This is a genomic window from Alistipes sp. HGB5, from assembly GCF_000183485.2.
Taxonomy (GTDB): Bacteria; Bacteroidota; Bacteroidia; order Bacteroidales; family Rikenellaceae; genus Alistipes; species Alistipes finegoldii.
On record NZ_AENZ01000021.1, the window covers coordinates 52,286 to 64,232 of the forward strand.

The window sequence follows — 11,947 nt, forward strand, 5'->3', positions numbered from 1 at the left end:
GGGGCGTGATTTCAAACTATCAACCCTGTCATAATGTCACGAACAATCTATTTTGAGGCGAATGTATTATCCGGCGGCCTGCGGTCGCCGGGCGTTGCCGTGCCGTTTGCCGGGGTTGATTCCATAAGGACGGGCGGCGCGGCCCTGCGATCTGGTGAGCGGCACGATGAAATCCCGCATCGCTTCGTCCTTTTTTTGTTACAGCCGGGTGCGGGCTGCCGAAATGAATTCTTCATAAATCTGTGAAAGTTGCGTCACGGAATTGTTTCGGTCCTGCATCCGGCTTTTTATTCGGCAAAGAGGGCGGTTATTCGGAATATTGACTATCTTTGTGCCATGATTAAGACCCTCCATAAATCGGATTCGGTGTTGTAAACGATTCGTACCCGCCGTACGGATCGTCCTTTCGTTCGCTCCCGGACTCTCTCCGGGGGTAATTTTCATGTAATTGGTTCAGTTTTTTTAATCTGCGTACGACGATAAAGGCATTGCCATGCCTTTGCGTGTACGCCGCAATACTTCAAGACAATGAGTAACGAAAATAACGCCATTCACGGATTCGACGTCAATCTGATCTGCGATTTTTTCCTGAATACCGAACGGCAGGGGCCGGGAAATCCCGAAGTGACCCTCAAGGCGCTGAGTTTCATCGACAACCTGACCGACGAATCCCTGATCGCCGACCTCGGCTGCGGGACGGGCGGTCAGACGATGACGCTGGCCCGGCATGCGCCGGGACGTATTACGGGTCTCGATTTCTTTCCGGGATTCATCGACCGTTTCAACGCCGACGCCCGGAGACTGCACCTCGCCGACCGGGTGAAGGGCGTCGTCGGTTCGATGGACGCCCTGCCTTTCCGCGCCGGGGAGCTGGATCTGATCTGGTCCGAGGGGGCGATTTACAACATCGGCTTCGAGCGGGGCCTGAACGAGTGGCGCGAATACCTGAAGCCGGGCGGCTATCTCGCGGTCTCCGAAAGCGTGTGGTTTACCGACGAACGTCCGACGGAAATCCATGATTTCTGGGTAGACGCCTATCCTGAGATAGATACGATACCCAACAAGGTGGCCCAGATCCATCGGGCGGGGTATCTTCCGGTCGCGGCCTTCGTCCTGCCGGAGACCTGCTGGATGGAACACTATTTCGCGCCGCTGGCCAAGGCGCGGGAGCTGTTCGCGGCGAAATATCCGGGGGACAGCACCGCCGAAGGGCTGATGGCGTTCCAGCGTTATGAGGAAGAGCTGTACCGCAAGTACAATGAGTTCTACGGGTACGTCTTTTTCATTGCGAGAAAGCCGAATCCGCGCCGGACGCTGTGTCCCGGTCCTATGTCGAATCCCGGTTCGACGTCGTGTTCCGGTCCGGCGGCGGTTACCTGCGCTTCGAGCCGTCGATGATCTTCTGGACGCTCTCCATGAACTCCTTCGGAGCCGATGCGCCTTGTATGCGTCCCAGCAGCTCGCCCTGCGTGTCGAAGACCAGATAGAGCGGAATGGCTCCGCTGCCGTAACGCTTCATCAGCTCCTTGCCCGTGGGTTTGTCGGTGTCGTATTTGGCCGCGACGAAACGCTGCTGCATGAAGTCGCCGACATCCTTGCGCGAGAAGACTTCGCGTTCCATCATCCGGCAGGGCGGGCACCACGAGGCGTAGAGGTCGATGAAGACCAGCTTGCCGCTCTTGATCGCCATTTCGCGCACGGCGTCCGTCGATTTGGTTTCGAATTTTACCTGTCCCTGCGCCGCACCCGCTCCGAGTGCTAGCAACAGGACGAAGATCAGTTTTTTCATGGCATCTTGTTTTACGGCTAACGTGCAAGAACCGTGCTCTATTGCCCGTTCTCCGCCGCCGCGGTGCTCAGCAGTCCGCAGGCGGCCTGAATGTCCTCGCCCCTCGAAGCGCGGATGGTGGTCTGTATTCCCTTCGCCGTCAGCGTGTCGCGGAAGCGGATCATCGCCTCGTCGTCGGGCGAGAAGAAGGGCGATCCGGGGATTTTGTGGAACCGGATCAGGTTTATGCGGCACTTGATGCCGTCCAGCAGGCGGCACAGCTCGCGGATATGCCGCGGCGAGTCGTTCAGGCCGCTCATCACGATATATTCGAACGACACGCGCCGCTGGTGGGTGAAGTCGTACCGGCGCAGGATGGCCGCGACTTCGGCGATCGGCCATGCCCGTTCGACCGGCATGATTGCGGCCCGCTCCTCGTGAAACGGGTTGTGCAGACTTACGGCCAGATGCACTTTCGTCGCGTCGAGAAACCGCTGCAGTTCGGGCGCTACGCCCGCCGTGGAGAGGGTGATGCGCGTCGGCGACCAGCCGAAGCCCCACTCCGAAGTCATGATTTCGAGCGCCCGCAGTACGTTGTCCGTGTTGTCGAGCGGCTCGCCCATGCCCATGAAGACGACGTTCGTCAGACTGTCGCGTTCGGGCAGCGAGACGATCTGGTTGAGGATTTCGGCCGTCGTCAGCGAGTGTTGCAGCCCCTGCCGTCCCGTCGCGCAGAATTTGCATCCCATGCGGCATCCGGCCTGCGACGAGACGCACAACGTGGCCCGCTCGCCGTCGGGAATGTAGGCCGATTCGATCCATGCGCCCTGCTGCGTGCGGTAGAGGTACTTTTTCGTTCCGTCGGCCGATTCGGTGATCCGCGCGGGCGGGGTGAATGCGGGGCGGAAGCGTTCGGCCAGCTTCGCGCGGTGCGCCGCGGCGATGTCGCTCATCCGCATCGGGTCCTCGACGTGTTTCGCGTAGAGCCAGCGGGCCAGCTGTTTCGCGGCGAAGCGCGGCATTCCCAACTCGGCGCACACGGCGGCGAGCTGCTCCGGGGTCTTCCCGTATAACGTTTCCGAAAGGGCCATTTTTCCGTCTCCTGCGAGCTGTTTTCCGGCACAAAAGTAGGTAAAAAATAAAGATTTTTGTGCGGGATGGCGCATTTTTGAATTTTTATCCATATATTTGTGGTGCATAGCATGCCTGTGCGTGATTTTTGACTTTGCCGAACAATTAAAATTCAAATAAATGGAAATTAAGAAATCACCCAAAGCAGACCTTCAGAACAAGCGGGGTCTTTTGCTTGAAATCGGCCTTGTAGTGGCTCTCGCGCTGGTTATCGCCGCTTTTGCCTACACGCCGAAGGAACACCGTATCGAGAAAGTCGACCTGAACTACGGTCCGGTCGAAGAGGAGATTACCGAGATTACCCGTCAGGACCAGAAGCCGCCCGAACCTCCTAAGAAGGTCGAGGTGAAGGTGATCGCCGACCTGCTGCAGGTGGTGACCAACGACACGAAGATCACGACCGAAGTGGACTTCGCCGAGTTCGACGAGAATACCGAGGTGATTCAGCAGGTGGAGGTTGTCGAGGAGACTATCGAGGACGACCAGCCGTTCCTGATCGCCGAGACCATGCCCTCGTTTCAGGGCGGCGACCTCAATACCTTCCGCAACTGGGTTCAGCAGAACGTCAAGTTCCCGCAGATCGCCCTTGAGAACGGTATTCAGGGCCGTGTGGTGCTTTCGTTCGTGATCGAGAAGGACGGCCGTCTGACCAATATTCAGGTGCTCCAGACCCCCGACCGTTCGCTTTCGGAAGAGGCGATCCGCGTGCTGAACAAGTCGCCGAAGTGGAGCCCTGGAAAACAGCGTAATCAGGTTGTACGTGTGAAGTATACCCTGCCCGTTGATTTCCGCGTGCAGAACTAACCGGATGAAAGGGCTTCGGCGTGACCGGAGTGCTCCGTGACAATAAATAGGGTATCCTGCTTCCGGCGGATACCCTTATTTGTAGCATAGTGTTTGCTCCTCTCCGGGGTGTGCGGCGCCGGATTCCGGAGCGCGGTGCATGTGTAACGTTAAAATTTGAAAAACGAATTGGAAGAAAATAAGAACAAGACTCCGAATGCCGGGACGGCTTCCGACGGCCGGGAACGTGCCGTACTGGTCGCCGTCGTGCGTGACGATCAGGACCCCCGGCAGGCTGCCGAATTCCTCGACGAACTGGAGTTTCTGGCCGAGACGGCCGATATCGAGAGCGTGAAGCGCTTCACGCAGCGGCTTCCGCAGCCTTCGTCCCGTATTTACGTCGGTCCCGGCAAACTGGAGGAGATCGCCGGCTACTGCAAGGAGCAGGAGATCGACGTGGTGATTTTCGACGACGAACTCTCACCGTCGCAGACGCGCAATATCGAAAAGGCGATGCCGTGCCGCATCCTCGACCGTACGCGCCTGATTCTCGATATTTTCATGTCGCGGGCGCAGACCGCCTATGCCAAGACGCAGGTGCAGCTGGCCAATTACGAGTACATGCTGCCCCGGCTTTCGGGTATGTGGACCCACCTCGAACGGCAGCGGGGCGGCACGGGAACCCGCGGCGGCGCGGGCGAACGCGAAATCGAGACCGACCGCCGTATCATCCGCAACCGGATCGCCAAACTCAAGGAGGACCTGCGGAAAATCGACCGTCAGATGGCGGTCCAGCGTTCCAACCGCGGTTCGATGGTCCGCGTTGCGCTGGTGGGCTATACCAACGTCGGCAAATCGACGCTGATGAACCTGATTTCGAAGAGCGAGGTTTTTGCCGAGAACAAGCTCTTCGCCACGCTCGACACCACGGTCCGCAAGGTGGTCTTCGACAACCTGCCGTTCCTGCTTTCGGATACGGTCGGTTTCATCCGCAAACTGCCGACCGAGCTGATCGAGTCGTTCAAATCGACGCTCGACGAGGTGCGCGAGGCCGATCTGCTGGTGCATGTGGTCGATATTTCGCATCCGCAGTTCGAAGAGCAGATCGACGTGGTGAAGCAGACGCTTCAGGACATCGGTGCCGGCGACAAGCCCGTCTATCTGGTCTTCAACAAGGTCGATGCCTACACCTATGTCAAGAAAGACGAGGACGACCTCACGCCCGCCACGCGTGAGAATCTTTCGCTCGACGACCTGAAGAAGAGCTGGATCGCGCGTGCCAATACGCCCTGCATTTTCCTTTCGGCCCGGATGAAGACCAATGTCGAGAAGTTCCGCACGGATCTCTACGGCATGGTGCGCGAGATCCATGCCGGACGCTATCCGTTCAATAATTTCCTCTATTGACCACCAAACCTCATACCCATATGACCTTGCATACTCTGAACAGTCAGAACACCGTTCTCAACAAATTCATCGCGCAGATCCGCGACAAGTCGATCCAGACCGACTCGATGCGTTTCCGCCGCAATCTCGAGCGTATCGGCGAAATCACGGCGTACGAGATTTCGAAAGAGCTGTCCTATACGCCCCGCGTGGTCGAGACTCCGCTGGGCGAAGCGACCGTCGAGACGATCGACGACCGGATCGTCGTGGCGACGATTCTGCGGGCCGGTCTTCCCTACCATCAGGGTTTTCTGAATTACTTCGACGATGCGGAGAACGCGTTTGTTTCGGCCTACCGTAAAAGTACGAAAGACGGTAAGTTCACCGTTAAGGTGGAGTATATTTCGTGCGGCGACCTCGAAGACAAGGTCCTGCTGCTGGTCGATCCGATGCTGGCGACCGGCTCCTCGCTCGTGCTGGCCTACAATGCGTTGTGCGAAAAGGGCGGCACGCCCAAATATACGCATGTCGCGGCCGTCATCGCCAGCGAGCAGGGCATCGACTACGTGAGTAAGAACATGCCGCGTCAGGCCACGACGATTTGGGCCGCGGCCGTCGATGAGGAGCTGACTTCGCGTTCCTACATCGTTCCGGGCATCGGAGACGCCGGCGATCTGGCCTACGGCGAGAAGATTTAGGGAGTGCCCGGTATGCGGTTTTCCGGGCCGGGCGTTTTTTGAGGGTGATTTGCGGCTGGAACGCTCTTTCCGATGAACGGTTTCCGGTCTGGACGATTCCGGCGGATGGGTTCCCTTTCTGGCAGGACGGCTTTCCGGACCGGATTTTTCGGGCGGAGGACTTTTCCGCAGGACGATTTCCCGGATCGAACGGTTCCGGACCGGATTTCACGGCGGCGGAATCTCCTTAGGACGGGGGATTGCGGTTGCAGGATGCGCCGCGACGTCCTGCCCGGCTGCGGAGCGGTATCGCTCCCGGCGTATATGTGCATTATTTTGCTCGTATGGTAAAGAAGAAACTGGCTTTTGTTTTCGGGGTGTTCTGCGCGACCGTCCTGCTGATGGCGGTGCAGAAACCCGTTTTTCTGGCCTACTATGCCGCGGATGCGGCGCAGGCTTCCGCGGGGGAGTGGCTCGGCGTGGTGTGGCACGGCCTGACGCTCGACAGCACCGTCGCGGGATATGTTACCGCCCTGCCGCTGCTGCTGACGCTCGCGTCGCTCTGGGTGCGGCTTCCCGAACGGATATGGCGGCGCGTGCTGAACGTTTACTTCGTGCTGATCGCTGTCCTGACGGCCGCGATCTTCGCCGTGGACGTCGAACTGTACCGGCATTGGGGATTCCGGCTCGATTCGACGGTCCTGATCTACCTTGCCGATCCGAAGGAGGCCATGGCGAGCATCGATTTCTGGCTCGGCGTGCGGCAGACGCTTCTGGCCGCCGCCTATGCCGCGCTGATGATCTGGACCTACCGCCGCGTGGTGGGGCTTTTCGACGGCGAACCCCTGCGCCGGCGCGCCGCACTGCCGTGGAGCTTCGGCCTGCTGCTGCTTGCGGGCTGCGATTTTCTGGCGATCCGTGGCGGTACGGGGGCATCGGTCGCCAATGTCTCGAAAGTCTATTTCAGCTCGAACATGTTCCTGAACCATGCGGCGACGAATCCCGTCTTTTCGTTTCTGACGACGCTCGGCGACCATACCGACTATGCTTCGGAATACCCTTTCTTCGATGAGACAACGCGCACGGCGAAGTTCGACGCCCTGCGCGGCAACGCCCCTGCGTCCGGACCTTCGGAACGCGTGCTCACGAAGACCCGTCCCAATGTCGTGGTCGTTATTCTGGAGAGTTTCGCCCGCACGATCATGGATGCCGACGTCGACGGCCGGCCCGTCATGCCCAATATGCGGCGGTTGCGGGACGAAGGCATCTGGTTCGAGAACTTTTTCGCCAATTCGTTCCGCACCGACCGCGGCGAAGTGGCGGTGCTGAGCGGATTTCCGGCCCAGACGCGCATGTCGATCATGAAGCTTCCGGCCAAGAGCCGCAGCCTGCCGTCGCTGGCCCGGTCGCTGGCCCGCGAGGGCTACGCCACGAGTTTCGTCTACGGCGGCGATCTCAATTTCACCAATCAGGCCTCCTACATGTATGCCACGGGCTGGCAGCAGCTCGTCTGGCAGAGGGACCTTCGGTTCGATACGCCGCCCTCCGACTGGGGGTACGACGATGCGGTGATGTGCGACTGGTTCGCCGACCGCGTGATCGCGCAGAGCGGGACGGGAGAGCCGTTTCTGGCGGGACTGCTGACTCTGAGCAGCCACCGGCCGTTCGACGTGCCGTTCAGTAGGTTCGACGACAGGGAGCTGAACGCCTTCGCCTTCGCCGACGACTGCGTCGGCCGCATGATCGACAAACTCAAGGCTTCGCCCGCATGGGACGACCTGCTCGTCGTGCTGGTCGCCGACCACGGCTACCCGTGGCCGCGCAGTCTGTCCTACAACGAGCCGCTGCGCCACCGCATCCCGATGATCTGGACGGGCGGCGCCGTCGCCGGACCGCGTGTGGTCGAGGAGTACGCTTCGCAGATCGACATCTGCGCCACGATCCTCGGTCAGCTGGAGGTCGCGCACGACGATTTCGACTACAGCAAGGATATTTTCGCCCCGACCCCCCCCCGCAAGTTCGCGTACTACACCTTCAACGACGGCTTCGGCGTGGTCGATGCTTCGGGCGAAGCCGTCTGGGACGCCACGAGCGGGAAAGCGGTTTCAGAGACCTCTCCCGCCCTGATGGACGTGGGCCGTACGATGCTGCAGACTACCTATACCGACATCGGAAACCGCTGACGGCCGGTAAAATACCTGAAATTAGGTATTGCGGGACCTGACATGAATCGTTAATTTTGCAGATATTGAGAATCTTATGTATAGAATTGGACGATACGATGCTGACGACCGCATGTGCGATCTGGTCTGCGACAGCTACCCCGTACTGCTTGTCATGAGCCGTTTCGGCATCGCGCTGGGCTTCGGCGACAAGACGATCGGCGAAGTCTGCCGCGACAGCGGGGTCGATACCGGGACGTTCCTGACCGTGGTCAATACGCATATCGACGGAGAAGCTCCCGATCCCGGCGCTGTTTCGGTCGGAGCGCTGGTGGGCTATCTGCGCAATTCCCACGACTATTTCCTCGATTTCCGGCTGCCGGGCATTCGTCGCAAGCTGATCGAGGCCATCGACTGCAGCCGCAACGACGTGGCCTTCGCCATCCTGCGCTTCTTCGACGAGTATGTCGCCGAGGTGCACAAGCATATGGATTACGAGGAGCACAAGGTTTTCCCCTATGTCGAAGCCCTGCTTGCCGGAGAGCGTCCCGAAGGGTATTCGATCGACGTTTTCCGCCGTCATCACGATCAGGTCGAGGCCAAGCTCGCCGAACTGAAGCGCATCATCATCCGTTATTATCCTTCGGGAAGCACCAACGAGCTGAACGGCGTGCTTTTTGACATCTTCACCTGCGAGCGCGATCTGGCTTCGCACAACGACATCGAAGACCGTCTGTTTATTCCGGCCATCAAACGGCTGGAGGAGGCCGGGGAGACTCCGGCCGACGTCCGGTCCGGGGACGGGGCGCGGAAACGGTCGTCCGGTGCGAAAGGAGGCGTCCGATGAAGGCGCTGAAACTCGCCGTCGCCGAATCTTCGGCTATACTGCGCTGCGGCATTATCGCCCTGCTGCACCGGATGCCTGCGGCGAACGTCGATATTCTCGAAATCGGGGATATCTCGCAGCTTGCCGCGCAGCTTTCGCGCCACCGGCCCGACGTGCTGATCGTCAATCCCGCATCGCTGGGACTCTGTACGCCGCCGCAGCTGCGGGCGCAGACCGGATGCGAGGGCATGCGGTGCGTCGCCCTGCAGCTGGCGATGACCGACGCCGCGACGCTCGGCGCCTACGACGAAGTCCTTTCGATCTACGATTCGGAGGACTGCGTGCGCCGCAAAATCGTACAGCCGGCCGATGAGTCGCCCCGCGAGGAGCGTCAGGAGCCGCTGAGCGTCCGCGAGCGCGAAATCGTCGTCTGCATCGTCAAGGGCATGAGCAACAAGCAGATCGCCGATACGCTCTGCATTTCGACCCATACGGTCATCACGCACCGCCGCAATATCGTGGCCAAACTGCAGATCCACTCCCCGGCGGGCCTGACGATCTACGCCATTGTCAACAAACTGGTCGATCTCTCGGAAATCCGGGATACGATCACCGAAATATAAACGATCATGGGACACGACCACCATCACGACCATACGGTCTCGTCGCTCAACAAGGCTTTTATCCTCGGCATCACGCTCAACGTGGCGTTCGTCGTCGTCGAATTCGCCGTCGGACTCTATTACGGGTCGATGGGACTGCTGTCCGACGCCGGGCACAACCTTTCGGATGTGGCGAGCCTGCTGCTGGCGATGCTCGCTTTCCGTCTCGCGCAGGCGCATGCCACGCCGCGCTATACCTATGGCTACAAGAAGAGTACGGTGCTTATCTCGCTGCTCAATTCGGTGATCCTGCTGATCGCCGTGGGGGTGATCGTCGCCGAGAGTATCGGCCGGATGATGCACCCGGCGCCCATCGAGGGCGGCGCGATCGCATGGACGGCGGGCGTCGGCGTGGCGATAAACGGATTCACGGCGTGGCTCTTCATGAAGGACAAGGACAAAGACCTGAACGTCAAGGGCGCGTATCTCCATATGGCCGCCGATGCGCTGGTGTCGGTCGGAGTGCTGGTGTCGGGACTCGTGATCTCGTGGACGGGCTGGACGATCGTGGACCCGATTGTGGGGCTGGTCGTTGCCGCGGTGATCGTGGCTTCGGTCTGGTCGCTTACGCGCGCCAGCCTGCGGCTTTCGCTCGACGGCGTGCCCGACGGAATCCGGGTGGACGAACTCGAACGGATGATGACCGCCGTGCCGGGCGTCGAAGCCGTGCATCATATCCATGTCTGGGCCATCAGCACGACCGAAAACGCCCTTACGGCGCATGTCGTGCTCACGGACCTGTCCCGGCTGGAAGCGGTGAAACGGGAGCTTAAAACCCGGCTCGACGGGGCCGGCGTGCACCATGCGACGCTCGAATTCGAATCGGTCGCCGAGAACTGCTGCGATTTCAGCGACTGACGGATTCGCAGACGGCTCTGCCTTTCAAATCACCCGGCTTCGCATTCTCAAAATAAAATCCGGCCCGAAAAGGGCCGGATTTTTCATGTGAGCTTCGATGTGCCGGAACGTCATCCGCCGAAAGGTTATGCTTCAGGGTGCAGGGCCATTTCAGAGTAACGGTCCGTTTCTGGTTGCCGGATCATTTTTGGGTGCCGGACCATTTCAGGGCACCGGATCGTATCCGCTGCCGCCCCACGGGTGACAGCGCGACAGCCGTCGCAGGGTGAGCCACGAGCCTTTCAGCGGACCGTGTTTGCGCAGGGCTTCCAGCGCGTACTGCGAGCAGGTCGGCGTAAACCGGCACGACGGGGGTGTGAAAGGCGAGATGCAGAGCTGGTAGAACTTCACCAGTGCGATCAGCGGCAGGGCGCAGATACGCTTAAAGATGCTCCGCGACCGTTTCCAGAATTCGCCGGACTGCATTTGAGATCGTTTTATAGGACAACTCCTCCTTCGAAGAGTAGATCAGCGCCAGATCGAGATTGACCGGCCGGCCGTTGTGCAGCAGCAGCTTTTGCAGCCGGTAGGCCTCCTTGGTGCGGCGGCGCAGCAGGTTGCGTTTATTGGCCCTTTTATGGAACTTCTTGGGTACGGAGAACAACACCTCGGCCGAAGGTATTTCGTCGGCTTCGGCGAACCATACGTACCGGAACGGGAAGATAAAACCGCTCTCGCCGCTCTCGAACATCCGACGTACGGCGCCGAGCGAGCGGAGCCGTTCCGTACGGGGGAGCGAGCAGTCGGGCATAAGCGTATTATTTGCGGGGTTCGGCAGGACGGCGTGCGCGGCTCTTCTTGGCCAGCTTGTGCTGTTGGCTGCGGATGAACTCCTCTTTCTGCGTGTCGGTAATCAGCTCGACGGGGGCTATCTCCTCGCCTTTCTGCACCTTGTTGAGGTAGATGTCGATCGCCTTGACCATCGACGGGGCTTCGGGCGTGGGGGCGTTGGCCAGTACGGTGATTCCGGCGTCGAGTGCGGCGCGCAGCGTGCCTTCGCCGAAGACAGCCACGGCGGGCAGGTTCTCCGTGCCGAATTTCTCGACCAGCGTCTTGACGTCCGACGGGGAGTAGAGCGCCAGCAGGCCGTAATCGGTCAGCGCGATGTCGTCCATGTCCGCAGCGACCGTACGGGCCAGAATAGCCGGATCGAACGACATTTTGAGCTTGGCGAGCGTTTCGGGAAGCTCAGGTTTGTGAGGTTCGCTCAGCGCCAGCAGGAACTTCTCGTCCTTGTGCTTGATGATCAGCTCGATGAACGAGGTGAACGAGCCGTCGGCAAACGAAATCTTGCGTTTGCGGTAGACGATGTATTTTTGCAGATAGAGCGCGACGGCTTCCGTCTGGCAAATGTATTTCATGGTTTCGGGCACCGTGATGCGGGCCTCTTCGCAGATGTGGAAGAAACTGTCTACCGTCGTGCGCGAAGTGAAAATTACGGCCGTGTGCGTCAGTATTTCGACCCGTTGTGCGCGGAACTCTTTCAGCGAAACGCCTACTACGCGGATAAACGGTTTATAGGCGATCTCTACTTTGTATTTCTCGGATAATTCGTAGAACGGGGACTTCTCGATAATTGCAGGCCTCGGCTGCGAAACCAATACTTTTTTTACTTTCAATTCTAACCTAATTTATGTTGTTCTTCAATCACTGAA

Annotated in this window: 13 protein-coding genes; 8 read left to right on the plus strand and 5 right to left on the minus strand. The window is 59.5% G+C overall.

Going from position 1 to position 11,947, the window contains the following annotated elements:
- Positions 1-528: 528 nt before the first annotated feature.
- Positions 529-1,398 (plus strand): class I SAM-dependent methyltransferase, encoded by an 870-nt coding sequence (locus tag HMPREF9720_RS03525; RefSeq protein ID WP_009596785.1) that lies wholly within the window; start codon positions 529-531, stop codon positions 1,396-1,398.
- On the opposite strand, the gene HMPREF9720_RS03530 is transcribed toward HMPREF9720_RS03525, so the two are convergent.
- Together HMPREF9720_RS03530 and rlmN are read right to left on the minus strand one after the other, a co-directional pair.
- The gene (locus HMPREF9720_RS03530; RefSeq protein WP_009596873.1) at positions 1,373-1,789 is read right to left on the minus strand and encodes a thioredoxin fold domain-containing protein; all 417 of its coding nucleotides are present in this window, start codon (positions 1,787-1,789) and stop codon (positions 1,373-1,375) included. The genes HMPREF9720_RS03525 and HMPREF9720_RS03530 overlap by 26 nt on opposite strands.
- 38 nt (positions 1,790-1,827) lie before the next feature.
- The gene (rlmN, locus tag HMPREF9720_RS03535; protein WP_039939757.1) at positions 1,828-2,859 is read right to left on the minus strand and encodes a 23S rRNA (adenine(2503)-C(2))-methyltransferase RlmN; all 1,032 of its coding nucleotides are present in this window, start codon (positions 2,857-2,859) and stop codon (positions 1,828-1,830) included.
- Positions 2,860-3,019: 160 nt separating this feature from the next.
- Here rlmN and HMPREF9720_RS03540 point away from each other — a divergent pair, with 160 nt between their 5' ends.
- The 7 genes from HMPREF9720_RS03540 to HMPREF9720_RS03570 all read left to right on the plus strand — a co-directional run bounded on the left by HMPREF9720_RS03540 (position 3,020) and on the right by HMPREF9720_RS03570 (position 10,253).
- A complete protein-coding gene (locus HMPREF9720_RS03540) occupies positions 3,020-3,703 on the plus strand; it encodes an energy transducer TonB (protein ID WP_009596838.1) in 684 nt (227 codons plus the stop codon).
- 168 nt (positions 3,704-3,871) lie between these two features.
- The gene (gene hflX, locus HMPREF9720_RS03545) at positions 3,872-5,089 is read left to right on the plus strand and encodes a GTPase HflX (RefSeq protein WP_009596893.1); all 1,218 of its coding nucleotides are present in this window, start codon (positions 3,872-3,874) and stop codon (positions 5,087-5,089) included.
- Between the two features lie 20 nt (positions 5,090-5,109).
- Positions 5,110-5,766: a uracil phosphoribosyltransferase gene (upp, locus tag HMPREF9720_RS03550; RefSeq protein ID WP_009596818.1), complete on the plus strand. Its 657-nt coding sequence runs from the start codon at positions 5,110-5,112 to the stop codon at positions 5,764-5,766.
- Between the two features lie 323 nt (positions 5,767-6,089).
- Positions 6,090-7,928 carry an LTA synthase family protein gene (locus HMPREF9720_RS03555; RefSeq protein WP_009596929.1) on the plus strand — a complete coding sequence of 613 codons (1,839 nt, stop codon included), beginning with the start codon at positions 6,090-6,092 and terminating at the stop codon, positions 7,926-7,928.
- 76 nt (positions 7,929-8,004) lie between these two features.
- Positions 8,005-8,754, plus strand: a complete 750-nt coding sequence (locus tag HMPREF9720_RS03560) for a hemerythrin domain-containing protein (protein ID WP_009596806.1) — start codon at positions 8,005-8,007, stop codon at positions 8,752-8,754.
- Positions 8,751-9,356 carry a response regulator transcription factor gene (locus HMPREF9720_RS03565; RefSeq protein ID WP_009596839.1) on the plus strand — a complete coding sequence of 202 codons (606 nt, stop codon included), beginning with the start codon at positions 8,751-8,753 and terminating at the stop codon, positions 9,354-9,356. Before HMPREF9720_RS03560 ends, HMPREF9720_RS03565 begins: the two co-directional genes overlap by 4 nt.
- 6 nt (positions 9,357-9,362) lie before the next feature.
- Complete coding sequence (locus HMPREF9720_RS03570; protein WP_009596811.1) at positions 9,363-10,253, plus strand: cation diffusion facilitator family transporter; 891 nt, start codon at positions 9,363-9,365, stop codon at positions 10,251-10,253.
- A gap of 204 nt (positions 10,254-10,457) precedes the next feature.
- Here HMPREF9720_RS03570 and yidD read toward each other — a convergent pair whose 3' ends face one another.
- The 3 genes from yidD to HMPREF9720_RS03585 are packed head-to-tail and all read right to left on the minus strand — an operon-like array spanning position 10,458 to position 11,911.
- Positions 10,458-10,718 (minus strand): membrane protein insertion efficiency factor YidD, encoded by a 261-nt coding sequence (yidD, locus tag HMPREF9720_RS03575; protein WP_009596801.1) that lies wholly within the window; start codon positions 10,716-10,718, stop codon positions 10,458-10,460.
- Positions 10,675-11,043: a ribonuclease P protein component gene (locus HMPREF9720_RS03580; RefSeq protein WP_009596868.1), complete on the minus strand. Its 369-nt coding sequence runs from the start codon at positions 11,041-11,043 to the stop codon at positions 10,675-10,677. The genes yidD and HMPREF9720_RS03580 overlap by 44 nt, the downstream gene beginning before the upstream one ends.
- Positions 11,044-11,050: 7 nt before the next feature.
- Entirely contained in the window at positions 11,051-11,911 is an 861-nt protein-coding gene (locus HMPREF9720_RS03585; protein WP_009596924.1) for a uroporphyrinogen-III synthase, read from the minus strand.
- Positions 11,912-11,947 lie beyond the last annotated feature (36 nt).